Origin of the sequence: Cucumibacter marinus DSM 18995 (assembly GCF_000429865.1) — a bacterium.
In the GTDB taxonomy this organism is placed as follows: Bacteria; Pseudomonadota; Alphaproteobacteria; order Rhizobiales; family Devosiaceae; genus Cucumibacter; species Cucumibacter marinus.
The window spans coordinates 240,309-267,236 of the sequence record NZ_KE386977.1; the positions used below are offsets into that span (position 1 = coordinate 240,309).

The 26,928-nt window shown below is 63.4% G+C and carries 22 protein-coding genes and 1 tRNA gene; 12 read left to right on the forward strand and 11 right to left on the reverse strand.

The genetic code is table 11. The features are described from left to right. Nucleotides 1-52 precede the first annotated feature (52 nt). The 3 genes from G489_RS0111950 to G489_RS0111960 form a co-directional block, all read right to left on the reverse strand. Nucleotides 53-1,648 (reverse strand): ABC transporter permease, encoded by a 1,596-nt coding sequence (locus tag G489_RS0111950; protein WP_035872538.1) that lies wholly within the window; start codon nt 1,646-1,648, stop codon nt 53-55. An 83-nt stretch (nt 1,649-1,731) separates the two neighbouring features. Continuing rightward, complete coding sequence (locus G489_RS0111955; RefSeq protein ID WP_029041730.1) at nt 1,732-2,769, reverse strand: extracellular solute-binding protein; 1,038 nt, start codon at nt 2,767-2,769, stop codon at nt 1,732-1,734. 232 nt (nt 2,770-3,001) lie between these two features. After that, nucleotides 3,002-6,172, reverse strand: coding sequence for a sensor histidine kinase (locus G489_RS0111960; RefSeq protein ID WP_029041731.1), 3,171 nt, complete (start codon nt 6,170-6,172; stop codon nt 3,002-3,004). Nucleotides 6,173-6,572: 400 nt separating this feature from the next. Here G489_RS0111960 and G489_RS0111965 point away from each other — a divergent pair. After that, a tRNA-His gene (locus G489_RS0111965) sits at nt 6,573-6,649 on the forward strand. 58 nt (nt 6,650-6,707) lie between these two features. On the opposite strand, the gene G489_RS0111970 is transcribed toward G489_RS0111965, so the two are convergent. Then, a complete protein-coding gene (locus tag G489_RS0111970) occupies nt 6,708-8,462 on the reverse strand; it encodes a TadE/TadG family type IV pilus assembly protein (RefSeq protein ID WP_155889382.1) in 1,755 nt (584 codons plus the stop codon). Nucleotides 8,463-8,518: 56 nt separating this feature from the next. After that, complete coding sequence (locus G489_RS20340) at nt 8,519-9,178, reverse strand: L,D-transpeptidase (RefSeq protein ID WP_245578898.1); 660 nt, start codon at nt 9,176-9,178, stop codon at nt 8,519-8,521. Between the two features lie 166 nt (nt 9,179-9,344). On the opposite strand from G489_RS20340, the gene G489_RS0111980 reads away from it, so the two are divergent. Continuing rightward, nucleotides 9,345-9,962: a DNA-3-methyladenine glycosylase I gene (locus tag G489_RS0111980; protein WP_029041733.1), complete on the forward strand. Its 618-nt coding sequence runs from the start codon at nt 9,345-9,347 to the stop codon at nt 9,960-9,962. Nucleotides 9,963-9,968: 6 nt separating this feature from the next. Here G489_RS0111980 and G489_RS0111985 read toward each other — a convergent pair whose 3' ends face one another. Next, on the reverse strand, nt 9,969-10,202 hold the full coding sequence (locus tag G489_RS0111985; protein WP_029041734.1) for a hypothetical protein: 234 nt from the start codon (nt 10,200-10,202) through the stop codon (nt 9,969-9,971). A gap of 487 nt (nt 10,203-10,689) precedes the next feature. Between G489_RS0111985 and hisS the strand changes: the two genes are divergently transcribed. Genes hisS through hisG form a run of 3 tightly spaced genes read left to right on the forward strand, consistent with a single transcriptional unit; the run spans nt 10,690 to nt 13,992 of the window. After that, nucleotides 10,690-12,183: a histidine--tRNA ligase gene (gene hisS / locus G489_RS0111990; protein ID WP_029041735.1), complete on the forward strand. Its 1,494-nt coding sequence runs from the start codon at nt 10,690-10,692 to the stop codon at nt 12,181-12,183. Nucleotide 12,184: 1 nt separating this feature from the next. Beyond that, on the forward strand, nt 12,185-13,267 hold the full coding sequence (locus G489_RS0111995) for an ATP phosphoribosyltransferase regulatory subunit (protein ID WP_029041736.1): 1,083 nt from the start codon (nt 12,185-12,187) through the stop codon (nt 13,265-13,267). Continuing rightward, complete coding sequence (hisG, locus tag G489_RS0112000; RefSeq protein WP_029041737.1) at nt 13,264-13,992, forward strand: ATP phosphoribosyltransferase; 729 nt, start codon at nt 13,264-13,266, stop codon at nt 13,990-13,992. Before G489_RS0111995 ends, hisG begins: the two co-directional genes overlap by 4 nt. Nucleotides 13,993-14,507: 515 nt before the next feature. Here hisG and G489_RS0112005 read toward each other — a convergent pair. Then, nucleotides 14,508-14,900 (reverse strand): DoxX family protein, encoded by a 393-nt coding sequence (locus G489_RS0112005; RefSeq protein WP_029041738.1) that lies wholly within the window; start codon nt 14,898-14,900, stop codon nt 14,508-14,510. 232 nt (nt 14,901-15,132) lie between these two features. Between G489_RS0112005 and G489_RS20345 the strand changes: the two genes are divergently transcribed. After that, the gene (locus G489_RS20345) at nt 15,133-16,302 is read left to right on the forward strand and encodes a glycosyltransferase family 2 protein (RefSeq protein ID WP_245578899.1); all 1,170 of its coding nucleotides are present in this window, start codon (nt 15,133-15,135) and stop codon (nt 16,300-16,302) included. Nucleotides 16,303-16,344: 42 nt separating this feature from the next. After that, entirely contained in the window at nt 16,345-17,127 is a 783-nt protein-coding gene (locus G489_RS0112015) for a TSUP family transporter (protein WP_029041739.1), read from the forward strand. A gap of 62 nt (nt 17,128-17,189) precedes the next feature. Here G489_RS0112015 and G489_RS0112020 read toward each other — a convergent pair whose 3' ends face one another. The 3 genes from G489_RS0112020 to G489_RS0112035 form a co-directional block, all read right to left on the reverse strand. Then, a complete protein-coding gene (locus G489_RS0112020; RefSeq protein WP_029041740.1) occupies nt 17,190-17,693 on the reverse strand; it encodes a fasciclin domain-containing protein in 504 nt (167 codons plus the stop codon). 293 nt (nt 17,694-17,986) lie between these two features. Then, complete coding sequence (groL, locus tag G489_RS0112030) at nt 17,987-19,633, reverse strand: chaperonin GroEL (protein WP_029041741.1); 1,647 nt, start codon at nt 19,631-19,633, stop codon at nt 17,987-17,989. A 46-nt stretch (nt 19,634-19,679) separates the two neighbouring features. Next, complete coding sequence (locus G489_RS0112035; RefSeq protein WP_029041742.1) at nt 19,680-19,970, reverse strand: co-chaperone GroES; 291 nt, start codon at nt 19,968-19,970, stop codon at nt 19,680-19,682. Between the two features lie 254 nt (nt 19,971-20,224). Here G489_RS0112035 and G489_RS0112040 point away from each other — a divergent pair, with 254 nt between their 5' ends. Continuing rightward, nucleotides 20,225-21,388: a glycosyltransferase gene (locus G489_RS0112040; RefSeq protein ID WP_029041743.1), complete on the forward strand. Its 1,164-nt coding sequence runs from the start codon at nt 20,225-20,227 to the stop codon at nt 21,386-21,388. A gap of 204 nt (nt 21,389-21,592) precedes the next feature. Next, on the forward strand, nt 21,593-21,979 hold the full coding sequence (locus tag G489_RS0112045) for a hypothetical protein (protein ID WP_051332578.1): 387 nt from the start codon (nt 21,593-21,595) through the stop codon (nt 21,977-21,979). On the opposite strand, the gene G489_RS0112050 is transcribed toward G489_RS0112045, so the two are convergent. Next, the gene (locus G489_RS0112050) at nt 21,976-23,409 is read right to left on the reverse strand and encodes a sigma-54 dependent transcriptional regulator (protein WP_029041745.1); all 1,434 of its coding nucleotides are present in this window, start codon (nt 23,407-23,409) and stop codon (nt 21,976-21,978) included. The genes G489_RS0112045 and G489_RS0112050 overlap by 4 nt on opposite strands. A gap of 183 nt (nt 23,410-23,592) precedes the next feature. Between G489_RS0112050 and G489_RS0112055 the strand changes: the two genes are divergently transcribed. The 3 genes from G489_RS0112055 to G489_RS0112065 all read left to right on the forward strand — a co-directional run bounded on the left by G489_RS0112055 (nt 23,593) and on the right by G489_RS0112065 (nt 26,820). Continuing rightward, on the forward strand, nt 23,593-24,834 hold the full coding sequence (locus tag G489_RS0112055; protein ID WP_029041746.1) for an EAL domain-containing protein: 1,242 nt from the start codon (nt 23,593-23,595) through the stop codon (nt 24,832-24,834). A gap of 36 nt (nt 24,835-24,870) precedes the next feature. Further along, the gene (locus G489_RS0112060; protein WP_029041747.1) at nt 24,871-25,734 is read left to right on the forward strand and encodes a TIGR01459 family HAD-type hydrolase; all 864 of its coding nucleotides are present in this window, start codon (nt 24,871-24,873) and stop codon (nt 25,732-25,734) included. Between the two features lie 108 nt (nt 25,735-25,842). Further along, entirely contained in the window at nt 25,843-26,820 is a 978-nt protein-coding gene (locus G489_RS0112065) for a bifunctional riboflavin kinase/FAD synthetase (protein WP_051332579.1), read from the forward strand. Nucleotides 26,821-26,928 lie beyond the last annotated feature (108 nt).

A 26,928-nucleotide genomic window follows, 5' to 3' on the forward strand; every position in this document is an offset into this window, starting at 1 on the left:
GTCACCAAGGTTCAGCACTGAATACGAGGCCGGGCATTGCCCGGCCTTTTTGCTATCGGCTGCTCGCCTGCAGCCGGCCCGCTAGCAAGACGGGCACCAGTCCGACCATGACGATCAGCACCGCGGGCACGGCCGCGGCTTCGAACAGTTCGGCGCTGGCCTGCGAATAGACATAGGTCGCCAGCGTCTCGACCCCGAGCGGGCGTAACAACAGCGTGGCCGGCAATTCCTTGATGCACTCGACAAAGACCAGCACCCCTGCGGCCGCCAGCGCCGGGCGCAGGGTCGGCAATTCGACCCGGAAGAAGATCTGGGCCCGGCTGGCGCCCAGCACCTTGCCGGCATCGATGATGCTGTCGCCGCGCTTCTTGAGCGCGCTGTCGAGGCCGTTATGGCTCACCGCCAGGAACCGGACCGCATAGGCATAGATCAGCGCGAACACCGAGCCCGAAAGCACCAGGCCCACCGAGCCGCCCCATAAGGCGCGGCTCGCATCGTTGAGCCAGCCATCCATGACGCCGAGCGGTAGCGCCAGCCCGAGCGCCAGCACCGTGCCGGGCACGGCATAGCCGAGAACCGCGAGCCGGATCAGTGGTGCCCCGCCAGACCGCGCGCGCCGGGCGGTGAAATAGCCCAGCATCACGCAGACCAGCGCGCCGGCCAGGGCCAGCCAGACGGTCTGAATGAGTGCGGCCCACACCCCTTCTGGCACCGAACCGCGCACAAACCGGCCGAAGGCGGTCGACATCAGTTCCCCGAACGGCACCGCGAAGCCAAGCCCGATAACCAGCACCGAGAACAGGACCGCCAGCGCCGCCCGGCCACCCGACAGCGGGGTGCGCGGCGGAGGCGTGCGGCTGTCCCGCGGCATCAGATAGCCCCGGCGCCGGCGCGCATGCTGTTCGAGCCAGATCAGCACCCCGATCACCAGCACCAGGGTCAGGGCCATCTGCGCGGCGCCCGGCAGATCGGCCCGGTTGATCCAGGTGGCGTAGATCACGGCGGTCAGGCTCTTCACCCCGAAGAATTCGACGGCGCCGAGATCGTTGACCACTTCCATCATTGCGAGCGTCGCCCCCACGATCACCGCCGGCCGCGCCAGCGGCAGGATGACAGCGAAGAACGTTCGGCTTCCCGAAGCCCCCAGCGCCCGCGAGGCGGCGGTCACCGTCCCCGATTGCATCAGGAAGAATGCCCGGCAGCTGAGATAGACATAAGGGTAGAGCACAAGGCTCATCACAAAAGCCGCGCCCGGCACGTTGCGGATATCGGGGAACCAGTAATCCCTGAGCGTTTGTGCGCCGGTTGCGGCGCGCACCATTTCCTGCACCGGTCCGGTGAAGCTCATGAACTCGACCCAGGCATAGGCCGACAGATAGGTCGGAATAGCGAGCGGCAGGATGAACGCCCATTCGAAGACCCGCCGCAGCGGAAATTCGAAATTGGAGACGAGCCAGGCCGCGACAAGGCCCATCAGCGATGTGGCGATGCCCACCAGCAAAAGCAGCGAACCCGTCTCCCGGAGGGCCGCCGGCAGGATCGTGGCGCCGAACCCGCCACTCGGACTGCCCGTCAGGGCGACCGCCAGCAGCGCCAGGATCGGCAGCCCCGCAAGCAGCGCCAGAACGAGATTGGCCGCCGGCGGCATACGCCACCGGCGGCTTGTCGGTTCACTGATCTCGCTGGATCTCGCGCCGGCGATGGCCGTTCTCCGTCAAAAGGGGATTACCCCTAGTTTTGCGGTCCTTCGTCGAACCGTGTTTCGTCCACCAGCCGGCTGGCGGCGTCGCGCAACGCGGCAATCTCGGTCAGTGGCGTGTCGTCTGCCTTGAGCTCACCCCAGCTTGCCACCGTCTCGGATAGCGGAACACCCGGCACAACGGGGAATTCGTGGTTGGTGCTGGCATAAATCTCCTGCGCTTCCTCGGAAAGCAGGAATTCGATGAGTTTCTCCGCGTTGTCCTTGTTCGGTGCGTGCTTGGCAAGGATAGCGCCGGATACGTTCACATGCGTGCCGGTGCCATCGGCATCTGGATAGATGATCCGCACCGAGGCGGCCCAGTCCTTCTGCTCGGGCTCTTCCTCATTATTGAGCATCAGCCCCATATAATAGGTATTGCCGATGGCGAGGTCGCATTCACCCGAATAGATCGACTTCACCTGCGCCCGGTCATTGCCGGTCGGGGCGCCGGTCAGATTGTCCCGCACACCTTCGAGCCAGGTCCGCGCGCCGTCTTCGCCCATATGCGCGATCCGCGAGGCGATCAGACCGATATTGTAGACATGCTGGCCCGATCGGGTGCACACGCGGCCCTTCCATTCGGGATCGGCAATGTCGGCATAGCTCAGCGCCTGGGCATCGACCCGGTCCTTGGAGACATAGAAGACCCGGGCGCGCAGCGACAGCGCGGTCCAGTGCCCTTCGGCATCGCGATAGGCATCCGGCACATTCTCCAGCGCGGCTTCGGGGATCGGCTGGGTCACACCTTCGGATTTGGCAAGCGCCAGGTTGCCGATATCGACGGTCAGGATCAGGTCGGCGGGCGAATTCTCGCCTTCCGCCGCGGCCCGTTCGATCAGGCCGTTATTGGCGAACAGCACCACCGGCTTGATGCCGGTTTCTTCTTCGAACCGGTCGAGAAGCGGGGCGATCAGGTCGGGCGAGCGATAGCTGTAGATGTTGACGCTGCCATTCTGGGCGGCGGCAAATCCGGTGAGTGAAAGGCCGAAAAGCGCGGCGAGTGCCGCGCGGCGAAGCGCTGTGGGCATGAAGGTCTCCTTTCAGCGGGGTCAAATTCCCGGATAGGGCTGACCTGTTCTCACCATTTGCAGCCGCCAAGTCAAATAGCGTTACAAAAACAGCGCGTTAGTTACATTTCGCAGTTTACACCCGTTCCAAACTCCCGAAAAAACCCTTTGTTTTCCGGGCCAGTAGATGGATCTCGGTGTCTGGGTTGATGCGACAGTCTGCCACACAGGGCCAGGCCGGCCTGCGCCAGCGTCAGCCCTGCGACAGGCGGCGGATGACCTTGTTTGCGGGCACGATCAGCGACATCAGCGTCCCGGCGTCGTCCTGCCGGTCGATGCTCAGCGTCAGGGCGTTGGCCCGCGCCATCGAGCGTGTTACCGCCAGCCCCATATGCGAACGGGGCACGCCGCCATCGAGCCCTTCGCCGTCGCTGTCCTTGTAGACCACGAAGCCTTCTTCGGCACTGCGCGAGCCACTGGGCCGGCCATGGTCGCGGATATGGATCAGCACCCCGCCGGTCGCCTCGCTCTGCGCGCTGAGAACCACATTGCCGCCGTCGGTGGAGATCGCCACGGCGCTCGCCAGCATGTTCATCACGGTCTGGTCCAGAAGCGTCTTGTCGGCGCGGATGACGGGCAGGGTCTGCGATACGGCACTGCGCAACACGATTCGGCGCGCATTGGCACGCGGGCGGATACGGCGGGCACAGCTTTCAAGCAGGGCGTTGAGCTCGATCTCGGTTTCCTCGAGCGTGAACGTGCCGCCCTCGAAGCGGGAAAGATCCGCGATCTCGTCGATCATGGCCTGGATTTCGCGCCCGGCCCGGTGAATGTCGCGACCATATTCGTTCAGCCGGTCAATGGTAAAATTGCCGAGCTCCTGCGAGGCGATGAGCTCGGAAAACCCGAGGATCGTATTGAGCGGCCCACGCAGTTCATGGCTGAGATGGGCGAGCAGCGGCGCCATATCGTCATGAGTGGGCACGACCGCCGAACCGGCCGCGGCGGCTTCCCGCGCGGGGCTGATCCGCACCAGCCCCAGATAGCCGTGATGGCGCAAGTTCTTGCGCCGATCACCACGGTCGACAAATAGGGAAACGTCCGCCGGTCCCGCACCCGCTTCCGCGGTGATCGTGAGCGTGTCCTCTCCGGCAAAATGCCCGGCCAGGAAACCCGCCAGCTTCTGCCGGCCCTTCTCGTCGAGATAGTCGAACAGCGGGCGGCCCAGCAGCACCGAACGCGCCGGACCGATGATCTGTGCCCCGAGGTCGGAGATGCCGGCGATCCGGCCTTCGCTCGTCAACTGGATGAAACCGCAATTCGACTGCGCCGCGATCAGTTCGACCGTCGCGCGCGTGGTCATGCCACCTTCGTCTTCTTCCTCGACCGGCGCGGCGTCGGCGGCGCGGGCGGAAAGCAGATAGGCGGGCCGCCCCTGCCAGGCGATCGTCTGCAGCCTTGCGACCACCGCCACCTTGTGCCCGTTGCGATGGGTGAGGTGGGTCACCGGTCCCACCGCATCGTCGTCATCGCTGACCTCGGGGAAGAGCGTGTCAAATCCGGCTTCCCTCAGCGCGGTGGAGGATCCGTAGCCGGTCAGTTCCGCCATGGCGCGGTTGGCGAACAACAGGGCCTGATCGCGGAAAACCAGCAGCCCCAGCGGCAACCGGTTGAGCACAAGTGTTTCGTCGCTCAGCGGCACCAGGTCGGCCCCGCCAGTCTCAGGCTCGCTTGCCGAATTGCGCTCGGTTACCGGCGGCTCGGTCTCGCCGCCTCCGATCCGGTCGTTCAACAGGCGGGACAGTTCGGTGAAATTGTACCGGCTCTTTTCATCGATCGGCCCGGTGTCGCCTGCGGGCTCTTCGCCAGCAGCGTTGTCCGCCGGTGTCTCTTCGCGTGGCGCCGCGTCTTCAGGAGCATCATCGGCCTCCGCCGCGCCGGCATCCGCTTCGGTCTGCGCGTCTTCCGAAGCTTCAGGCGAGTATTTTTCGATTTCCGCGTCGTAGCTGCCGCCATTTTCAACGGGCTCACGGGGCTCTGCTTCGCGGCGATCGGGCTCTGAATAAACATGCCAGCCATCAAAACCGCCCAGCCGCTCGAACAGCGGCACCATGCGCACCGGGCGTCCATCCGCCAGCGTCACCGAAAGCGGTTGCAGGCTCACACCCGCCATGGCTGCCTCGGCGAGGTCTTGGTCGAGCGGATCGATCATTTCGAGCACGGCATCGATGGTGTCACTTGCCGAAAAGCGATAGGGGCCGCCGCTCGTGCCATGCGGCCGGCCATGCCGGTCGAGCGAAAACAGGGCGCGGCCGCCCGAATCCGGCGCGCTGGGCGCGGGCGGGTTCAGCGGCACGGGCGGACCGAAATCCTCGCTGTCTTCATCAAGCGGCGCGAACAGCGCATCACTTCCGCCCAGCCGATCGATCAGCCCGGTTAACACCTGCGGTCCGGGGCCCGCTTCTTCGATCGGGGCCTGTTCGACCGGCTGTTCGCTTTCTGCGAAGTCCGCCGGCGCGCCATCATGCTCGGTCGCCCCGGCTTCGGTGTCGTCCCGGTTTTCGTTCGCCGGATCATCGACGGTTTCCGGCGCGGCGGTCACCGGCTCGGCAACCACTTCCACCGGCGTTTCATCAATCGGTATCTCCTGGCCTTCGACCGCGGTCTTCTCGACCTCGGCGTCCCCGGACACCGGCGGTGCAAGTTTTGCTGTTTCGGTTTTGGGCGTTTCGTTTTCGGGTGTCTCGGTGTCGTCTGGCGTGGCGGGCGGCTGGTCAGCCGCCGCGGAGGGCGGCGTCATGCCATAGGCCGGATCTTCGACATTCGGTGCGGGCGTGGCGTCGGTCTCGCGCCGCCAGATGACCATCAGCGTCTCGCCATCCGGCCCTGCGGGCAGGGCGGTACTCCCGACACCGCTGTCGGCTTCGATCGTGGCGCGATTGACCCCGCCATAGGGCTCGCTCAGCAGCGCCCGCGCCGCATCGGAGAGCGCGATCACTTCACCATGCCGGTCGGTCACGGCCTGGGCGGGGCTGTCTTCGAATTGCGGCAGCGCCAGCGCTTGCCGGAAGCTCTCGGGATCGGCATCGAGTTCCTGGGTGTCGATGATCAGCAGCACCCGCTGACCGTCGAGCACTTGCGGAATGCACAGGCAAGTGGCCGCCAGGGGCTTGCTACCGGCGAGAAACCGGAGCCGCGACAGCGAACCACGGCCATTGACGCCGATGCGCACCAGCCGGGCCACCTGGCCCTTGATCGGCACGGGCAGGGCGGCAGGCTTCAGCGCGCCATCCTTCTCCTTCGCCCGGTACAGCCATGCCGCAGCGTTGCGCCAGATCAGCGTTTCACCGTCACCCGACCACAACCAGGCGGGCCGCGGATCAAGCGCAAAGGCGCTGACCTCGCCTGCCGCTTCGCTGTTCATCCAGTCCCGCCCCATCAATACTCCGCGTCCGGGCACTTCGCGCGCACTTCACTCGATCCGCCGTCCCGCTCTGACACGAAGCGGCGTACCTGTTTAATCCTTTCTTAAATATAAGGCCGGGGCGTGACGGTCCAGCGCAACGGGCTTTCGCCCAACGATCTCGCCATTCATGGTTAAGGGGAAACCCTGATGGTGCAGCGTTCGGGCAGAAAGGTGAACGCGGCCTGAGGCGGCGCAGGCGCTGTGAGACAAGGTAACCTCTCGTGAGAGCGCCAAAGCCCTCTTGCGTTCAGCAAGGTGTTTGCATATGGTCCGCCCGCATTCGGGCAGCGTCCCGAACAGCCATGCCGGCTGGCATATGTCACAGGGCTCCCGGAGCCGGACAGCAAGCCGCAGCCGTGCCGCCTTAGCTCAGTAGGTTAGAGCGCTAGATTGTGGATCTAGAGGTCCCCCGTTCGATCCGGGGAGGCGGTACCATTTTCCCCCACCTCACCGATTCGAAACCGTTCGCCGCAGGCGTCTCGGCCTGTGCGGGTTACTGAGCAAGCCGCAGGTCGGTCAGCCGGTCGGCGATATCCTGGAACACGCTTGTCAATTCGCTGGGCGAATTCGGGAAATAGGCGTGTGAAGCATCGGTCGCGCAGGCCGTCAGCATGTTCTTGGTCGTATTGTTGGGCGGCTGCAGGCCGATCGTATAGATCTCGATGCCTGCATTCTTGGCATTGTTGCAGGTGGTGACCGTGCGGTTGTTCATCTCGGTTTCGAGCGCCGATTTGCCCCAGCCCGCTTCGCCCAGGCGTTCATTATACGGGAACCCGTAGGAGAGGTAGTACTGGGCACCATTCATGTTGCCTGAAGGGTAGTGGGTGTTTTCACCGTCTGTCATCACGATCAGCACCTTGCTGGCACCCTGGTCGTAATCGACGCCTTCGGTATAGGGCACGCCAGGCGACAGAGTGCGCCAGCCCCATGCCGTGCCGATGTGGATATTGGTGCCGCCATCCGCGACCATTGCGGTGATCGAGGACTTTGCCGTCGTCGCATTGTTGGTCAGCGGCAGGATCTCGGCGTTGAGGCATTCGCCATTCGGGGAGTCCTCACCCGAATAATAGCCGGTAACCCCGTCATATTTACACGCCCGTTCCTGCAATTGCCGGTCTGTCAGCGGCACATAACCGTCTTCGTAGTCGGTGCAGGACTGGCGGGTGATGTAGCCGTAGCGCCAGTCATACCAGGAGCTGGTGTAGACGGGCGATTCCCCGGCGCAGGAGCACACATTGGGGCCGGTCTGGTTCCAGCCGGTCGGCGGGTCCAGTTCGCAGGTCCCCCCTGCGCCATAGTAATACCCGCCGGTCCAGCTTGAGCACTCGCATTCGCCGAGGTTGCCGTCCGGCGGGCAGCTCCCGCCATAATCGTTGAGATAGCTGCTGCCAAACCCGGAATCGGGCTCGTCCGGCCGGAACACCGGCTGGAACAGCGTCACCGGATTGCTGGTCGTCGGGGTATCGTCGGTAGTGTCGTAGGGCGGCTCACGCGATTCGACACACCCTTCCCAGCTTTCATTGGTCATGCCGTCATACAGATCGAACCGCGAGAAATTACCCGTGAGGGGATTGCCCTCGTCGTCCGCGAAATTGTCTTTGGCGGTCGGCGACAGGCCGTTCTTGTCCATCCAGTTCGCTGTCTTCTTGTCCGATCCGACATTGACGAAAAACGCGAAGGGCACCACCGAGACGAAAACGTCCGGCTGGGTCGATTTGTTGTCGAACAGCACGTTGATGGCGTTGGTCGCAGCGGTCTTGAGGTTCGACATCCGCGAGTAGCTGCCCATCGACCCCGAATTGTCGAGCACGAAGGCGACTTCGAGCCGCTTTTTCTTCTGCGTCGCCTGGGAGACGATACGCACCTGCATTTCGGGAATATTGATGAGCCCGATAAACGGGGTCGGAATCGTCAACTGCGCCCGGAAGAACAGGCTGCCTTCATCTTCGTCTTTGGAGGCGATCTCCAGATTGACGGTGACGTCATCGTCGCCCAGCCGGTCGATGACCAGCGCCTGGGCTTCGGTTTTCAGCGTCGATTCGGATTTCGAATAGATGTCGGGCTGCAGCGCCAGCACCGCGGCATCGAGCGCGGTCTGTGCAGTGGCACGTTTTTGCTGAATGGTGACATAGTCGATGACCGCGCCGGCCATGGCGACCAGCACGATAGCCATCACGCCGAACAGCACCGCGAACGCGCCGCGGTCGTCGCGCGCAAAACGCCGGAACAAGGATAAACCTTTCGTCACGACAAACCCGTGCCAAACATGAACGTTCGGCACGGATTATGTCGATGAAAGGTAAACTAAAGCACAATCACCTTCGCACCAATTGTGACGCGACCGTAAAGGTCTATGACATCCTGATTGGTCAGTCTGATGCAGCCCGAGGACACATTGTGCCCGATGGTTTGCGGTTCGGTGGTGCCGTGAATGCGATAGAGCGTCGCGCCGATATAGAGCGCCCGCGCGCCCAGAGGATTATTGATCCCGCCCGGCATGAATGTGGGTAGTTCGGGCTGGCGCTGGCGCATCTCCGCCGGCGGCGTCCAGCCCGGCCATTCCTTCTTGGCCGAAATCTTGTGGGTGCCCGACCATTCGAACCCGTCGCGCGCCACTCCGATACCGTAGCGCAGGGCCTTGCCCTCTGGCAGCACCAGGTAGAGGAAGTGCTCGCCCGTATTGATGATGATCGTGCCTGCCGCTTCCGAGGTGCGGAACGGCACCACCTGGCGCAGCAGCGCCGGGTGCTGACGATAGGTGTTCTGCACCGCAAGCCCGTTTTGCGGGCGATTGGTGGTCACCGTCATCCCCGGCGGCACCAGCAGTGTCTGGCCCCAGCGGTCCTGCACCCGCACAAGGTTCTGCCCGGCCATGGCCTGAGCCATGGGCACAAGGGCGAACACGGTGGCGGCAAGTGCTGTCATCAGCGCGCCACGGGCGGCTTTCTTGAAATCCCGATTCATGGAAAAACCTACTCCGAACTCAGTACCGAACGCGGGTGCCGCCATTGGCGGCGTGGTTATGCTTTCCCAAGGGTAACCAGAACCCACCAAATTTCAGTGAAACGGCATGGTTAGCGCCGCCTCAACAAGCGCGGTTAACCGCCGGTAAAATCGAGCGAGGGCAAGCATGGCTGACGGCGGGGAACAGGTGCGCTGCGCATGGGCGGGCGATGACGCCCTCTACCAGCACTATCACGACACCGAATGGGGCTGGCCGGTCGACAGTGACCGGACCCTTTTCGAAAAGATCTGCCTCGAAGGCTTCCAGTCGGGCCTGTCCTGGCTGACGATCTTGAGAAAGCGGGAAAACTTCCGCGCCGCCTTCGCCAATTTCGAACCGGCAAAGGTCGCGCTGTTCGACGAGGGCGATGTCGAGCGGCTATTGGGCGACGCCGGTATTATCCGTCATCGCGGCAAGATCGAAGCCACCATCAACAATGCCCGGCGCGCCCTCGAAATGCAGGCCGAGTTCGGCTCCATTGCGGCTTATGTCTGGCAATATGAGCCGGGCAGGGAGGAGCGCCCGGACGATCTGTCATGGGAACATCTCAAGACGGTCGCCACCGTGCCCAGTTCCCACCGGCTCTCGAAAGACCTCAAGAAGCGGGGCTGGAAATTCGTCGGTCCCACCACCTGTTACGCCTTCATGCAGGCCATGGGCATGGTCAACGATCACACCGAGGATTGTTTCTGCCGCGGGGAAGTGGAAACGGCGCGGGCCGGTTTTCGCCGGCCCGGCGCCTGAGGGAGATCACCGGTAATCCCAGTGGTTCCGCCGGTCCTGCTCGGGCGGCAGCCCGAGATCGCGGCGCATGTGGTCGGTCAGGTCGGGCAGGCCCTGAAGCCCCGATGCACCGCTCATCAACGAACGGAAGCTGGCGCCGGCCTGCCAGAAGTGAATAAAGAACCGCCAATAGGCATTGGGCCTGCGGGCGGAGAAACCGGCGTGGTCACCACGCCGGCTCCGGGGTGCAAGAAGAGTCATCTTTACAGCCCGGCGTCAGTAAGAACGCCGGTCCCTGAAGTATAATGAGAGTGATGGTCGCAATCCGCACGCCAAATGACGCCGGAAACGGCCGATTACGTTAGGTATGAAAGGAAGCCGAAAGACCTTCGGCAGGTGGGAATTTCAGCGCTTAAGAAACGCTATCGCGCAAGGCGATGAAATCCGACACGCGCCATGGAACGGCTGGAAACGAATTCTGATACTGTCATGTAATACGCCTCCTGTTAGTGTGTCGGACGGTGGCCTTCTATGCCGATTTGCGTGAAGCGGCAACAGCCTATGTCGGGGGATTGCGTCAGCCTGTCGCATCTGTTGCAAAAATGCCACATCGCGATCCCGCGCCCTTCAACCATAGCGGCAGGCAAACGCCCGCGCTGCCTTGTTTCCCATAGGGTGATCGGCTAACAACGCCACGGCGCGAACGCGCCTGCTATCCCAGTTTCCAACTCGAAATACCGGCCGCGACATGTCCAAGAAAAAACCGTCTCGAATCACCGCCCGCCTGCCGCGCGGATTCGTCGATCGCGGCCCGGGCGAAATCCGCGCCTTTGACGGCATGATTGCCAAGATCCGCGAAGTCTATGATCAATACGGCTTCGATCCGGTCGAAACCCCGCTGTTCGAATATACCGAGGCGCTCGGCAAGTTCCTGCCCGATACCGACCGGCCCAATGCCGGCGTGTTCTCGCTGCAGGACGATGATGAGCAGTGGATGAGCCTGCGCTACGATCTCACCGCGCCGCTCGCCCGCTATTTCGCCGAAAACTACAATGATCTGCCCAAGCCCTACCGCTCCTATCGCGTGGGCTATGTGTTCCGGAACGAAAAGCCCGGGCCGGGCCGCTTCCGCCAGTTCATGCAGTTCGATGCCGATACGGTCGGCGCGCCGGGTCCCGCCGCCGACGCCGAAATGTGCATGATGATGGCCGATGTCATGGATGCGCTGGGGCTTGAGGGCAAATACGTCATCCGCGTCAACAACCGCAAGGTGCTCGACGGGGTGCTGGAAGTGACGGGCGTTGAAGGCGGCGATCAAAGACTGACGGTGATGAGAGCCTTAGACAAGCTCGACAAGTTTGGAATTGCTGGGGTTGAAGAACTCTTGGGTGCCGGGCGGAAAGACCAAAGTGGCGACTTCACGCCTGGAGCGGCCCTGAAGCCCTGGCAGATATCAACGATCATCAAGTTCATTGGCGTAAAGCCCGGCGAGAAGTTGGGTGAATTTGTCGGCGGGTTTCTGTCTGAGATGGTTGAGAAGTCTGAACTCCTTAGATCGGGATTTAGTGAGTTGGGAGAGATGCAGGCGCTATTCGATGCCGCCGGCTATGGCGCCGATCGCATCAAGATCGACCCCTCGGTCGTGCGCGGGCTGGAATACTACACCGGCCCGGTCTTTGAGGCCGAACTGACCTTCCCGGTCACCAACGAAAAGGGCCAGGAAGTGGTCTTCGGCTCGGTCGGCGGGGGTGGCCGCTATGACGGCCTTGTCTCCCGCTTCCGTCCCGAACCCGTGCCCGCCACCGGCTTTTCCATCGGCGTCAGCCGTCTCGCCCAGGCGCTCAAGCTGACCGGCAATCTTGATACCGGCACCGATCGCGGCCCCGTGGTCGTCGTGGTGCAGGACAAGGACCAGATCGCCTCCTACCAGGCCATGGTCGCCGAGTTGCGCCAGGCCGGCATCCGCGCCGAGATGTTCCTGGGCAATCCCAAGAACATGGGCAAGCAATTCGCCTATGCCGACCAGCGCAACGCCCCGGCGGTGATCATCGAAGGCTCGGACGAGCGCGAGAAGGGCGAGATCCAGATCAAGGATCTGATCGCCGGCAAACGCGCCTCCGAGGAAATCGAAGACAACGCCGCCTGGCGCGCAGAGCGCCCCGGCCAGTTCGCGGTCAAGCGCACCGAGCTTGTCGCGGCCATTGAAAAGCTCATCGCCGAGCAGGAAGCGGAAGGCAACTGAGATGGACGCCCGGGCCCGGCGCGACGCGCTCGACAGGCTGATCGATCAGGCGACCGACCGGCGCGTCAGCCCCGGCATCCTGCAGCCGGCCGAACTCTATTTCGACCTGGCGGGTGAAGAGATTGGCCGCCGCCTGATGCTGACCGCAGCCGACGATGGCACCGAATACTGCCTGAGGCCCGAATTCACCCTCGCGGTTGCCGCCGATTTCCTCGCCGATGACGACGCAACCCCCATGCGCGCGGGCTATCTCGGCCCGGTTTTCCGCAAGCGCCAGGCCGGCCCCGCCGAGTTTGACCAGGGCGGCATCGAAATTCTCTCTCCCGAAGACGGGGAGGCGGCCTTTTCCGAAATCGTCGCCTTCGCGCTTGAAGCCGCGAAGATCTACGGCGTTGAGGCCCCGCGCCTGCATCTTGGTGCCGTCGATCTGTTCGAGGCGTTGATCGACCGGCTCGACATGCCCGATGTCTGGCGCCCGCGCATCCGCCACCGGCTCGGTCATCCCGATGCCATGGCGCAATTGCTCGACCGGCTGACTTCGCCCGAGGGCGTCTCTCGCGCCGCGACCTTTCCGAGCCAGCGCGTAAAGCTGATCGAGGTCGTGGCCGCCGAGATGTCCGCTGCCGGTCTCAGCCCAATCTCCGGCCGCCAGGCCGAGGAGGTCGCCGACCGCTATCTCGAAAAGCGCGCGCTGGCCGAGGCCCGGGTACCAGAAGAGACCGTGGCCTGTCTGCGCCGCTATCTTGCGATGGCCGGTCCCGCCGCCGAGCAGCTTGAGGCTATCGGCGCCTTTGCCAGCGAGATCGGCATCGATCTCGGGGCCGGGATCGACCGGCTGGCCGCCCGCATCGCGGCGGCAAACGCCGCCAATGGCCAAATCGGTATCAGCTTCGATGCCGGGTTTTCCCCGCGCCTCGATTATTACACCGGCCATGTCTTCGAATTGTTGGCGCCGGGCTCCGGCGATGTGCTTGCGTCGGGCGGGCGCTATGACCGGTTGCTCGAGCGCCTTGGTGCGCCCGAACCGATGAAAGCCGTTGGCTGCGCGGTCTGGGTCGACCGGCTTGAGGGGGCCGTTCAATGAGTGATGTGTTGCTCGCCGTGCCTTCCAAGGGCCGGCTTGAACAGGCCACGCGTGAAACGCTGGCCGAATTCGGCCTCGTCATCACCCGGCCGGGCGGCGACCGCTCTTATCTCGGCGCCATCGAAGGGCTCGACGGCGTCACCGTCCGCTTCATCTCCGCCTCCGAGATTGCCCGCGAGCTCGTGCGTGGCCGCATCGATATCGGGGTCACCGGGCTCGACGTGCTGCACGAGGCAGCCCCCGCCGCCCCCGATCAGGTGATCACCGCCAAAGCCCTTGGCTTCGGCCATGCCGATGTCGTGGTGGCAGCGCCCGCGAGCTGGATCGATGTCGAAACCATGAGCGATCTCGCCGACGTCGCTTCCGACTTCCGCCACCGGCACGGCCGCTGGCTGCGGGTGGCGACCAAGTTCGTCAATCTGACCCGGCGCTTCTTTGCCGATCACGGCATTGCCGAATACCGCATTGTCGAAAGCCTCGGTTCGACCGAGGCTGCGCCCTCGGCAGGCGCGGCGGACCTGATCGTCGATATCACCTCGACCGGCTCGACGCTCAAGGCCAATGGCCTGCGGGTGCCGTCGGACGGGCTGATCCTGCCGTCCCAGGCGAGCCTCATCGTTTCCAGACAGGCCGCATGGGATGCCGGCCGCCGCGCCATCGTCGAGGCCTTCCTCGACAAGGTCGAACAGGGCCTCGGCGCCTCCGTCGCCGCCGAGCTGCGCTGAACCTAGTTTCCACCCATCCTCCCCCGTCAAGGGGAGGTGACATTGGTGCCGGCTCAACGTTCCTCGTCTCCGTCACCACCCGGTTTACCCGGGTGGTCCATGCTGGATTGCCCGAACAAGTCGGGCAATGACGTCAAGTCGGGCAATGACGTGGAGACTGTCTCTGGGCGGCACCCCCACCCTCCGCCGTCACCCCGTTGTCACGGGAATGACCTGGAGCTTGTGGCACGACCCGAACCCTCACCCTTGCGGGGAGGGACGTCGAGCAGGATTTGGTCCAGGCCAAATCCGTTGCGAGACAGGGTGGGGGTTCTGCGGGGTTTAGGCATCCCGAGCAGGCGAATTGCCTTCAACCCCTGCCCTTCGACAAGCTCAGGACGAGGGCCTGAGAGCGTGCCCCCAACTCGGGCCGCCCCGGCCTTGATCCGGGGCCTCTTCGTGTGGGCTATCGGGTCCCGGCTCAAGGCCGGGACAGCGCGGAGGATATGGCACCACCCATTTCCCCCAGCCCGCCCCTATGCCGAAGCGCGCTTGTCGAGGGCGAATGCGCCTGCACCATTCGCGGTGACCAGCAACAGCCCGCCGGCAACCGCGAGGTTCTTGAGGAACATCGTCATCTGCATCTGGTCGGCGAAATTGTTGTGCGCCAGCAGTGCGGCGGCGATTGAAAAGACCGCCAGCGCGATGGCGGCGATCCGGGCCTGGAACCCGGCAATCAGCGCCAGCCCGCCGATCAGCTCGAACAGGCCGACGACATAGACCAGGATACCCGGTGCGGGCAGGCCGAGGAATTCGAAATACCCGGCATTGCTCGCCGGGTCCATCAGCTTGGCCACGCCCGCAAGCACGAACATGAGGGCGAGAAGAATGCGCGCAACCAGCGGCGCGGCTTTGGTGATTGTGTCCATTATGACTCTCTCCAGATCATCGAATGGCGGCCATATGGGCGTTTCCCCGGGTGTGAGAAACACTTCATGTTTCGACAGACTGTTGAAAGATTCCGACCGATTGGGCTGAATTCGCCTTCTTTGTTGAGGAATTGGAGACAAAGTGCGCAGCGGCCATAAACCCGCTGGCAATCTCTGGCGCCTATTTTGCCTTTGAAACAAAAGCGGTCTTTCTCTGCCAAAGGCGCCCCGCGTGACCGAGCTGACCATTCTCATGCCCTGCCTCAACGAGGCCGAAACCCTTGCGGTTTGCATCCGCAAGGCGCGTGGCTTCCTCGCCGAACACGATGTCCAGGGCGAAGTGCTGATCGCCGATAATGGCTCGACCGACGGGTCGCAGCAGATTGCCGAGGCCGAGGGTGCACGCGTGGTGCCGGTTCCGCGAAAGGGTTATGGCGCCGCCCTCGCCGGTGGCATCGCCGCCGCGAAAGGCCGCTTCGTGATCATGGGCGACGCCGATGATTCCTATGATTTCTCGGATCTGATGCCGTTCCTGGAAAAGCTGAGGGAAGGGGCGCAGCTCGTCATGGGCAACCGCTTCGATGGCGGCATTGCCCCGGGCGCCATGCCGCCGCTTCACCGCTTTCTCGGCAATCCGGTGCTCTCCTTTGCGGGACGCTTGTTCTTCCGCACTGATATCGGTGATTTCCACTGCGGGCTGCGCGGCTTCGACCGGGATGCGATCCGCGCTCTCAATCTGCGCACCTCGGGCATGGAGTTCGCATCCGAGATGGTGGTCAAGGCTACGCTCGAGAAGCTGCGCATTGCCGAGGTGCCGACCACGCTGTCTCCTGATGGCCGCACCCGCGCACCGCATCTGCGTTCCTGGCGCGATGGCTGGCGGCATTTGCGCTTCCTGCTGCTCTACAGCCCGCGCTGGCTGTTCCTCTATCCCGGCCTCATCCTGATGGCCCTGGGCACGGTATCGACGCTCTATTTGCTGCCTGGGCCTGTCCAGATTGCGCCGGATGTCGAGATCGATATCCATACCCTGCTGGTCGGCGCCATGTGCGTCATTGTCGGCCTGCAGGCGATTTCGTTCGCCATCATCGCCCGGTCCTTTGCCACCCGCTACGGCTTCATCCCGCGTTCGGCCACTTTCGGGCGCCTGCTCGATGCGATCAGCCTCGAGCGCATCCTGTTCGTCGCCGTACCGATCGCCGTGCTCGGCATAGGCGGGATCGCCTGGTCGGTCATCAACTGGGCATCGACCGGATTCGGGCCGCTCAGCTATTCCGGCACCATGCGCGTCATGATCATATCCATGACGGCGGTGGTCGCGGGTATCCAGCTTGCCATGACCGGTTTTCTGTCCTCTATGATGAACATTCCCATGCGCGAATCCGGGTCGAGCGAAACCTGATCCGGTCTCACCCGCGCGACCCAGCTGCTGCGCGGACCGCCCATGCTCGTCACACCGGACCTGTTTCTGTCTGTTGAAGTTCTGGCCCTGCTGGCCTTTGTCGGCCTGGCCGCGGGCTTTGTCGATGCCATCGCCGGGGGCGGAGGGCTCATTGCCCTGCCGGCCATGCTCGCGGTCGGCATCCCGCCTGTCGGGGCGTTGGCCACCAACAAGGCGCAGGGTGTCATCGGCACCCTGATGGCCGTGTGGACTTATGCCCGGGGCGGTTATGTACGCTTTGGCGCCCTGGTGATCGCCATCGCCACGACATTTGCCGGTTCCTACACCGGGGCCTTCGTCGTCAAGCAGCTCGACACCAGCGTGCTCGAGATTGGCGTGCCTGTGTTGCTGATCGGCGTTGCCACCTATTTTACCCTCGCCCCACGCCTGTCCGATGTCGACCGCGCCGCGCGCCTTTCCTTCGCCGCCTTCGTGCCGGTCATGGGCTTTCTGCTCGGCTTTTACGACGGCATTTTCGGGCCGGGCACGGGTTCCTTCTTCACCATGGGGTTCATCGTTCTGTTCGGCCTCGGGGTCACCCGCGCCGCCGCCAATACCAAGGTGCTCAATGCCGCCTCCAATCTTGGAGCACTGGCGCTGTTCATGCTGGCGGGCGACGTGTTGTGGCCGGTCGTCATCGTGATGGCCATCGGCCAGATCGCCGGCGGCTATCTCGGCGCGCGCACCGGCATCCGTTTCGGTGCCCGCCTCATCAAGCCCATGGTGGTGGTGATCTCAGTCGTCCTCGCCCTCAAACTCCTTTGGGACCAGATCGGCGCTTTCTGATCCCGCATAGAAAAGGCGGCCCGAGCGGGCCGCCTTCACGGGGAGGGGAGTATCGAGAAGTCTTATTTGGGCAGCAGAACCGTGTCGATCACATGGATCACACCATTGTCCGCCTGGATGTCGGCAGAGACCACATTCGCGGTGGTCGAACCGGCGACGGTCACGGCCTGGGTCGAGGCGGTCTTGGTCACGGCCAGCATCTGGTCGCCATTGAGCGTCTTGACGTGGATCGAGCGGCCCGGCAGCTCATTCGACATCAGTTCGCGCGGCAGCACATGCATGGTCAGGATCGCGATCAGCTGATCCTTGTTTTCAGGCTTCAAAAGGCTTTCGACCGTTCCTTCGGGCAGGGCGGCAAAGGCATCGTCGGTCGGCGCGAAAACGGTGATGTTGTCGGTGGTGGCGAGCGTGTCGGCAAGACCCGCCGCTTCGGCGGCCGCCAGCAGCGTGCCGAACGAGCCGGCGCCTGCAGCCGTCTCGACGATATTGTCGGCAAAGGCCGGCGTGGCCATGAGGGTGGCACCGAGAACGGCAGCACCAATGAACTTTTTCCCGCGATTGAACATTTGTTCCTCCAACTGTGTTTGGGGCCGTCAGGCGACGGCTTGAAAAATGAACGGGGCTGGAGGTGAACCGGATGACGGTAATCGGCCGCGGAAAAAACCTTGCCGGGCGGGTGATCCGAAATTGACGCGTCTTTTAAAGGGGTTGACCACGATTGAGGGTGTGAATCCCGGTATATAAACAAAAAGTGAAGCGCGGCCCGGATGCTGAACTTCACCTCAAAGGGCAATAAAAAAAAGGGCGGTCCGGGGACCGCCCTCTTCGTCGATGAGACCGTGTGGTCGGGTCGGCTGGCTTAGAAGCCCATGCCGCCCATGCCACCCATGCCGCCCATATCGGGGGCGCCGGCAGCCGGAGCTTCTTCCTTCGGAATCTCGGCAACCATGGCTTCGGTGGTGATCAGCAGCGATGCGACCGAGGCGGCGTCCTGCAGCGCAGTGCGCACGACCTTGACCGGGTCGACAATGCCCATTTCGATCATGTCGCCATATTCGCCGGTCTGGGCGTTGTAGCCGTAAAGCACCGAGCTTTCGTCGAGGATCTTGCCAACGACCACGGAGCCTTCGGCACCCGCGTTCTGAGCAATCTGGCGAACCGGGGCCTGCAGCGCGCGGCGCACGATGGCGATGCCCGCTTCCTGGTCGGCGTTTTCGCCCTTGACAGTCAGCGAGGCAGAAGCGCGCAGCAGCGACACGCCGCCGCCGGCCACGATGCCTTCTTCAACCGCGGCGCGGGTCGCGTTGAGCGCGTCCTCGACGCGGTCCTTGCGTTCCTTCACCTCGACTTCGGTGGCGCCGCCGACCTTGATCACGGCAACACCGCCAGCCAGCTTGGCCAGGCGTTCCTGCAGCTTCTCGCGGTCGTAGTCCGAGGTGGTTTCCTCGATCTGCGCCTTGATCTGGCCGACACGGCCTTCGATGTCTTCCTTGGAACCCGCACCATCGACGATGGTGGTGTTTTCCTTGGTGATCTCGACCTTCTTGGCGGTGCCCAGCATGTCGAGGGTGACATTTTCGAGCTTGATGCCGAGGTCTTCGGAGATGACCTGGCCGCCGGTCAGGATGGCGATGTCTTCGAGCATGGCCTTGCGGCGATCGCCGAAGCCCGGTGCCTTGACGGCAGCAACCTTGAGGCCGCCGCGCAGACGGTTGACCACCAGGGTCGCCAGCGCTTCGCCTTCAACGTCTTCCGCGATGATCATCAGCGGACGGTTGGACTGCACGACCGATTCGAGAACCGGCAGCATGGCCTGAAGGTTGGAGAGCTTCTTTTCGTGCAGAAGGATGTAGGGATCTTCGAGATCCGCAATCATCTTCTCGGTGTTGGTCACAAAATAGGGCGAGAGGTAGCCGCGGTCGAACTGCATGCCTTCGACGACTTCCAGCTCGGTGTCGAGGGACTTGGCTTCCTCGACGGTGATCACGCCTTCATTGCCGACCTTCTGCATGGCTTCGGCAATCTGGTCGCCGATCGACTTTTCGCCGTTCGCCGAGATGGTGCCGACCTGGGCGACTTCGCCGGAGGTCGAGATCTTCTTGGCCGACTTGGCGAGATTGCTGACGACTTCGGTCACGGCGGAATCGATGCCGCGCTTCAGGTCCATCGGGTTCATGCCGGCCGCAACGGCCTTCACGCCTTCATTGACGATCGACTGGGCCAGCACGGTGGCCGAAGTGGTGCCGTCGCCGGCAATGTCGTTGGTCTTGGAGGCAACCGAGCGCACCATCTGCGCGCCCATGTTCTCGAACTTGTCTTCGAGTTCGATTTCCTTGGCGACGGTCACGCCGTCCTTGGTGATGCGCGGGGCGCCGAACGACTTGTCGATCACCACATTGCGGCCCTTCGGACCGAGCGTCACCTTCACCGCATTGGCGAGGATGTTGACGCCGCGCACCATCTTGTCGCGCGCATCGGTCGAGAACTTGACTTCCTTGGCAGCCATTTAAATGCTCCTTGAATGACTTGGATGGGCTGATGTGCGAGGCTGGTTAGCCTTCGATCACGCCCATGATGTCGGACTCTTTCATGATCAACAGGTCTTTGCCGTCGACCTTGACTTCGGTGCCCGACCACTTGCCGAACAGCACACGGTCACCGGCCTTCACGTCGAGCGCGCGGACATTGCCGCTGTCGTCGCGGGCGCCAGGGCCAACCGAGACCACGAGGCCTTCAGAGGGCTTTTCCTTGGCGGTGTCGGGAATGATGATGCCGCCGGCGGTCTTTTCTTCGGAATCGACGCGCTCGACAACGACGCGGTCGTGCAGGGGACGAAAGCTCATTGCTTCATACCTTCATCTGTCTGGTGAATTTGCCCCATGTTAGCACTCCCTGAATGTGAGTGCTAACACTCGAAGGGGAGATTTAGGGAAGGGGGTGACGGGAGTCAAGAAATCAGCCGTCGGGTATGACGAAAAAATCTTGTCCCCGCCATGTTTCCCTATGATCGGGGCACTTGATCGGGCCAAGCGCCGTGAAGATTGCCAAGCCGATCCCGAGCCGGTAAGGGGGACGCACACCAATTCCGGGCCGGCAAATGGATCACCCCGCCAACACCGTGCAAGACGCACCTCAGAAGCAGGCCGCTTCCGCCGGGCCGATCCTTTCGATCGTGATCCCGACGCTTGATGAGGCGGGCAATATACTGGGGCTGATCGACAAGCTCGATGCCGCCCTTGTCGGTATTCCCTTCGAGATCATCGTGGTTGACGATGACAGCCGCGACGGCACCGCCGAGCTCGTCAAACAGGCAGCGCTCGCCCGCGCGGACCTGCGCTGCATCCATCGCTTCGGCCGCCGGGGCCTGTCCTCGGCCTGCATCGAAGGCATGGCCGCCAGCGCCGCCCCTTATGTCGCCGTGATCGATGCCGATCATCAACATGACGAGACGGTTCTCCCGCGCATGCTGGAAAAGGCGCGCAGCGAAGGCCTCGACATCGTCGTTGCCAGCCGCTTTGCCGAAGCCGGCAGCGCCGAGGGCGGTCTTTCCTCGATCCGCCAGAAGGGCTCGAAGCTCGCCAACGCCATCGCCGGACTGGTTGCCGGCACGAGACTTTCCGATCCGATGAGCGGCTTCTTTGTCGTGCGCCGCGCGCTGTTCGACAAGGTCGCACGCGAACTCTCGCCGGACGGGTTCAAGATCCTGCTCGATATCGTCGTCTCGGCCAATTCCGCGGCCGAGCGGATCGGCGGTAAACCCAGGATCGGCGAGGTCGGCTTCGAGTTCCGTGAGCGCAATGCCGGCGAGAGCAAGATGAGCCTCACCGTCGCGGTGCATTTCCTGGGGCTGGTTCTGTCAAAGCTCACTGGTGGACTGTTGCCGTCGAGCTTCCTCATGTTCGCCATGATCGGCTTTACCGGCGTCTTCGTGCACCTGATCGCGCTCGGGCTGATCCACGCGCTGCCCGATTTCAATTTCACCAACTCCCAGCTTCTGGCCACCATCGTCGCGATGACCTGGAACTTTGTGTTGAACAACCGTCTGACCTACGCGGCCCAGCGCTTGAAGGGCCTCAGCTTCTGGCTGGGCCTGTTCACGTTCTATGTGGTGTGCAGTTTCGGCACGCTGGCCAATATCTCGGTGGCGAGCTGGATCTATGACTGGCAGCCCCAGCTCTATCTTGCCGGATTTGCAGGTGCCTTGATGAGCGTGGTGTTCAATTACGCGGTCACCCGCGTGGTCACCTGGCGGAAGCGCTAGCCAGGAGCGCGCCCAAGAAAGCGTGTTCCCGGCTTGAACGGGGATGTGAAGCGGTTTTCCGGTTCGGGCGCGTGACCACTGGAAACAAGGCGGCGAAGCGTGCTCGACGCGCTCGGAGCAAGAGCCTCCGCCGTCGACATAGGCCCGTCTGTGCTTGACCGGTCACTTCACTGTCCCGTTTAATTCCTTGAACACAGAGGGAATATGATGGCTCAGGTTGCGGCAACCGTTTTCACTGCATTCACCATCGGCCTGGCGCTGTTTCAGGCTGCCTTGGCAGCCGGTATGCCACTCGGGCGTTTCGCCTGGGGTGGCGAGCATGAACGGCTTCCGATGCGGTTGCGCATCTCCAGCCTGGTGGTCATTCCGGTTTATGCGTTTCTTGCTCTTATCGTCCTGGACAAGGCGGGCCTGACGGCAATCTTCGGCGGGGCTGGATGGATCGGCCCGGCAAGCTGGGTTGTGGCAGTGCTTTGCGGCCTGGGCGTTGTCCCCAACGCGATGTCGCGGAGCCGTGCAGAGCGCTTCACCATGACACCGGTTTCCGCGGTGCTTTTCGTTTCGGCTGTGATCGTGGCGCTGGCGGGCTAGCTGGCCTCCGCCATCTCCAGCGTCTCCCAGCTCTGCTTCTTGCGGTAGATCGTCGAGGGTGAGATTTCGAGCGCGGCAGCGGCTTGCGAAATATTGCCGTTGAACGCAGCAAGTGCGCTTTCGATGATCCGCTTCTCTTCGAGCCAGAGCGGCCTGATCCGGGGTTCTGCGCTGCGGAAGCGCTTGGGTGTGTTCGCCGAGAGAATGCTCGCCCGGCCCGAGGCGCTCTCATGGTCGGCCTCGGCCACCACTTCGGGCACAACCAGCCCGCCATCCTGCATCACAACGATGCGGCGGATGAGGTTCTGGAGCTGGCGCACATTGCCCGGCCAGTCGTGATTGAGGAACAGCGCCGCCGTCCGCGGGTCGAACCCGTCGAACCGCTTGCCTTCCTCGCTGGCATATTGATGCAGAAAGCTTTCGGCCAGCGACAGGATGTCCGCCGGGCGCTGCCGCAGGGGCGGCAGATGGATCGGCAGCACATGCAGCCGATAGAACAGGTCTTCGCGGAAATGGCCCTTGGCCGTGAGTTCGATCGGGTTGCGGTTGGTGGCGCAGATGATGCGCACATTGACGGGCCGCGACACGGTCTCACCGATGCGGGTAATGGTGCCGGTCTGCAGGAACCGCAACAGCTTGGCCTGCAGCGAGAGGTCGAGTTCGCCGATCTCGTCAAGGAACAGCGTGCCCCCTTCGGCCGCTTCCGCCGCCCCCTTGCGATCATCGACAGCGCCCGTATAGGCACCGCGCACCGCACCGAACAATTCGGCTTCCATCAAATCGCGCGGGATCGCCCCGCAATTGATTGCGATGAAGGGCGCATCGCCCCGGGGCGAGCGCGCATGCACCGCTTCGGCACACAGTTCCTTGCCGGTGCCGCTTTGCCCGGTGATGAAGACCGGCGCCGCTGACGGCGCGATCCGTTCGATCTGTTCATAGACAACCCGCATTTGCGGCGAGCTGCCGATAAAGCTGGCGAAGTCCCGTCCGCCCGCACCAAGGCTTGCCGGCTCATGCGGCCGCGCCAGCCCGTGCCGGGCGCTCAATTCGTTGAGCCGTTCGATCAGCGCGTCTATGCCGACCGGCAGCGCCACATAGTCATGCGCTCCGGCCTGCATGGCGGTCACCGCGGCGGAAACCGATCCGCCCTCGGACAAGGCCAGCACCAGCGCGCCTTCGGCCAGCTTCACCAGACGCGATAGCCCATGCTCGACGGAAACCCGGTCATCGCCCAGTGCGTTCAGTCCGGCCAGGACCACATTGTATCCGCCCTCGCGCACGGTTTGCACGGCCTCTCCATAGCTGGCGGCCGCATGATGGCTGGCAAGGGTGCCGTCTTTTTCGGCGGCGCACAGGGTGCCGGTCAATACCGGGCCTGCTCCGACCGACAGGACGCGATAGCGCGCTTGCAGATCCCTTTCGGACGTCATCGGGCAGGACTCCCTGTTCTCGGGGGGTGATAACCGTTCTGGTTGACCTGATTGTTGGGCAATTAGGGTAAACAAACGGTTTGCAGCCCTTGCCTATTTCGCCAAACGGTTGGATTCTGTTCCCAACTCTGCGTCACATCGGGCGTAGAATTGTATTTGCACCGAGGCCGCGGGGAGCATGCATTGCGCTCCATAATCTACCTGTTCATCGCCATCGTCAGCGTTTGCCTTGGCATCGCGGCCTATTTTCTGGTGGCCTTCACGCCCATCGAGGCGGGGCTTCTGGGCCTGTCGATCGCGCTGGCCTGCCTGCTCGCCTTCGAGGTCGGCACTCGCCGCCGCGAGATCGCCCGGCTCGATCAGGAAATCTCTGACCTGTCCCGGCTCCATGCCCGCGAGGCCGCGTCCAACCAGGATCTCTGGGTCCGGGTCGACAAGATCACCGATCTCGACCTCGGTAACCGCACCGAGGTGATCGAAGCCGACATGTCGGTTTTAGGCACGGTCGTGCGCCAGGTCGCCGAGGCGACTGCCGACATGGAAGAGCGTCTGGCGCGGCAGGACCAGATGCCCGAAACCTTCATCGACGAACGCGAAGCGGGGCAAAAGCCCGAAACCTACCGTCCCGAGCCGGTGATACCGCCCGAAATGGTGCGCCAGGCGGTGGAGGAGGGTCGGCTGGTCTTCCACCTGCAACCCATCGTCACCCTGCCGCAGCGCCGCACCGAGTGCTACGATCTCGTGCCCCGCCTGGTGCTTGAGGACGGGGAATGGGCCGACATGCCCGATTTCCTGCCGCGCCGTGGAGAGACCCAGCTTGTCTGCCGCATCGAACGGCTGATCATGCAGGCCGCCATTGCCATCGTGCGCCGCGCCAGCACCCGCGAACAGCCGATGACGCTTCTGGTGCCACTCACCCGGGCCTCGCTGACCGACCGCGACGCCCGCGCCGAACTCGTGGCGGCGCTCGACGCCAATCGCATCGTTGCCCAGAACATCGTCTTCGCCATCGATCACCAGCAATTCGTCGCGATCGAGCCGGATGAGCGCGACGCGCTCGATGCACTGGTCGCCAAGGGCGCGCATCTGTGTATCGACAATGCCTATTCGCTCAGGCTCGAAATCCCCGCGCTTGCCGGCATCGGCGTGCGCTTCGTCAAGGTGCCGGCCCGCACCTTTATCAACGATCCCGGCGCGCTCACCGATTTCCACACCGGCGATGTCGCCGCCTATCTTGAGCGGGGCGGCATCTCGCTGATTGCTCGTGACATCACCGCTGAAGACCAGATTCTTGCCTTGCTTGACGACGGCGTTCCTTTGGCGCAAGGGGACCACATTGCGCCGCCGGCCCCCACCGAAACCGATATCGGGGATGGGGAGAGCGACCCTGCCAATTCAGAGACCGTGCATCAGTTGCGCCGCTGATCCCCGTCCGGTCGATCCCTGCCCGAGGAGTTCTTTGTGACCGATCTTGTCCCCGCCTTGCAGGGCCTCTCACCCATTGCGTCGGAATACGACGTCATCCTGTCCGATGTCTGGGGCGTTTTGCATGACGGCCGCCGCGCCCGGCCTCGGGCCGGCGAAGCGCTGACGAAATATCGCGAAGCCGGCGGCAAGGTGGTGCTGATCACCAATTCCCCGCGACCGTCCCCCCCGATCCATGAGGAACTGGCTGCCCTTGGCGTCCCGCGCAGCGCCTATGACGACATGGTGACGTCGGGAGACGTCACCCGCATGGCGATCGCCGAGCATGCCGGCACGGATGTGCACTGGGTCGGTCCGCGGGGCGATGCTCCCCTGTTCGAAGGGCTCGATGTCGGGTTCTCCGATGCCGATACCGCCACCGCGATCGTTGTCACCGACATGAATGACGACGATGACGAGCCCGGCGACTATGAAGACGAAATGGCGCTCTGGCTCGAGCGCAAGCTGCCGCTGATCTGCGCCAATCCCGATCTCATCGTCGAACAGGGCGACCGCATCATTTATTGCGCCGGCGCGCTGGCCGAGGCCTATCGCGCCAAGGGTGGCGAGGTGATCATGGCCGGCAAGCCCTACCGTCCGATCTATCGCGATGCCTTGCGGCTGGCCGGGCGCGATCCGGGGGAGGGGGCGGACCGTTCCCGCATCCTCGCCATCGGCGATTCGGCCCGCACCGATGCCGCGGGCGCGGCCCGGATCGGTATCGAGTTCCTGTTCATCACCGGGGCCATCCATGCCGCCGAGCTGGGACCGGTCGACGAACCCGATCCGGCACTGGTGACCCGGCTGCTGGGACAGAGCGCTTCTGCGGCGCGCGGCTTCATGCCCCGGCTGTTCTGGTGATGTGAGGCCCACCAATCGCCCGCCGCTTCCCCCGTCTTGCCAATCGCTGGCGATCAAGGCAGGTTGCGCCACCGCGGGTTTCGATGCCCTTCAACACTGAGGCTCATCATGGCATTTCACGTTCTTGACGGATTGGGGCCGGTTCCGGACGCCGTGAAGGGTGCCGTCATTGCCATCGGCAATTTCGATGGCTGTCATCGTGGCCATCAGACCGTGTTCCGTCACGCTATCGACCGCGCAAAGGCACTCGGTGCCCCGGCGCTGATGCTGACCTTCGAGCCGCATCCGCGCGATGTCTTTGCGCCCGAGCCATTCATGTTCCGCCTGACAGAAGGCGGTATGAAAGCCCGGTTGGCCGAGGCATTGGGCTTCAACGGCATCGTCGTCATGCCCTTCACCCGCGACCTGTCCCAGGTCTCTGCCGAAGACTTCGTCGATCAGCGATTGGTGGGCGCGTTGGCGCTCAAGGGCGCGGTGGTCGGTGCCGATTTCCATTTCGGCCGCAAGCGCGCCGGCACCCCGCAATTCCTGAAAGAGAGCGGCGACGCCAAGGGCTTCGAAGTCACCATCATGGACATGCTCGATGAAGGCGATGCACCGGTCTCTTCTTCGCGCATCCGCGAGGCGCTGACCGAGGGCCGGGTGGAAGATGCCAACGCCCTGCTGGGCTATCATCATCTGCTCGCCGGCCGCGTCATTCACGGCGACAAGCGGGGCCGCGAACTCGGCTATCCCACGGCCAATATCGCCCAGTCCCTGCGCTGCAATATGAAACACGGGGTCTATGCGGTGAAGGTCCGTCACGCCGGACGGATCCATGACGCGGTCGCCAGCTATGGCCGCCGGCCGATGTTCGACAATGGCGAGGCCCTGCTCGAAGTGCATGTCTTCGACTTCAAGGGCGACCTTTACGGCTCGACTCTCGAAGTGGCGCTGATCGATTATCTGCGCGACGAAGAGAAGTTTGCCTCGCTCGAAGACCTGATCGCAGCCATGGACCGTGACAGCGCCAATGCCAGGGCTGCGATCGCGGCGGCGCGACCGATTTCGCCGCTGGACGAAAAGCTCGGTATCATTACCACCTGATTCATCCCTGGCACGTCGCCGGGGCATCGGCCAAAAGGCGCTGGTCATGCGCTTTTGCCCTTGCTACAAGCCGTGCCGAACGCGACAGCCTGGCGGTTGCGGCCGCGA

Excerpts from the sequence above, each read along its gene's own strand:
- G489_RS0111950 (WP_035872538.1), bottom strand. The coding sequence starts at position 1,648 with ATGCCGCCGGCGGCCAATCTCGTTCTGGCGCTGCTTGCGGGGCTGCCG.
- G489_RS0111955 (WP_029041730.1), bottom strand. The coding sequence starts at position 2,769 with ATGCCCACAGCGCTTCGCCGCGCGGCACTCGCCGCGCTTTTCGGCCTT.
- G489_RS0111960 (WP_029041731.1), bottom strand. The coding sequence starts at position 6,172 with ATGAACAGCGAAGCGGCAGGCGAGGTCAGCGCCTTTGCGCTTGATCCG.
- G489_RS20340 (WP_245578898.1), bottom strand. The coding sequence starts at position 9,178 with ATGAATCGGGATTTCAAGAAAGCCGCCCGTGGCGCGCTGATGACAGCA.
- G489_RS0111980 (WP_029041733.1), top strand. The coding sequence starts at position 9,345 with ATGGCTGACGGCGGGGAACAGGTGCGCTGCGCATGGGCGGGCGATGAC.
- G489_RS0111985 (WP_029041734.1), bottom strand. The coding sequence starts at position 10,202 with ATGACTCTTCTTGCACCCCGGAGCCGGCGTGGTGACCACGCCGGTTTC.
- hisS (WP_029041735.1), top strand. The coding sequence starts at position 10,690 with ATGTCCAAGAAAAAACCGTCTCGAATCACCGCCCGCCTGCCGCGCGGA.
- G489_RS0111995 (WP_029041736.1), top strand. The coding sequence starts at position 12,185 with ATGGACGCCCGGGCCCGGCGCGACGCGCTCGACAGGCTGATCGATCAG.
- hisG (WP_029041737.1), top strand. The coding sequence starts at position 13,264 with ATGAGTGATGTGTTGCTCGCCGTGCCTTCCAAGGGCCGGCTTGAACAG.
- G489_RS0112005 (WP_029041738.1), bottom strand. The coding sequence starts at position 14,900 with ATGGACACAATCACCAAAGCCGCGCCGCTGGTTGCGCGCATTCTTCTC.
- G489_RS0112015 (WP_029041739.1), top strand. The coding sequence starts at position 16,345 with ATGCTCGTCACACCGGACCTGTTTCTGTCTGTTGAAGTTCTGGCCCTG.
- G489_RS0112020 (WP_029041740.1), bottom strand. The coding sequence starts at position 17,693 with ATGTTCAATCGCGGGAAAAAGTTCATTGGTGCTGCCGTTCTCGGTGCC.
- groL (WP_029041741.1), bottom strand. The coding sequence starts at position 19,633 with ATGGCTGCCAAGGAAGTCAAGTTCTCGACCGATGCGCGCGACAAGATG.
- G489_RS0112035 (WP_029041742.1), bottom strand. The coding sequence starts at position 19,970 with ATGAGCTTTCGTCCCCTGCACGACCGCGTCGTTGTCGAGCGCGTCGAT.
- G489_RS0112040 (WP_029041743.1), top strand. The coding sequence starts at position 20,225 with ATGGATCACCCCGCCAACACCGTGCAAGACGCACCTCAGAAGCAGGCC.
- G489_RS0112045 (WP_051332578.1), top strand. The coding sequence starts at position 21,593 with ATGATGGCTCAGGTTGCGGCAACCGTTTTCACTGCATTCACCATCGGC.
- G489_RS0112050 (WP_029041745.1), bottom strand. The coding sequence starts at position 23,409 with ATGACGTCCGAAAGGGATCTGCAAGCGCGCTATCGCGTCCTGTCGGTC.
- G489_RS0112065 (WP_051332579.1), top strand. The coding sequence starts at position 25,843 with ATGGCATTTCACGTTCTTGACGGATTGGGGCCGGTTCCGGACGCCGTG.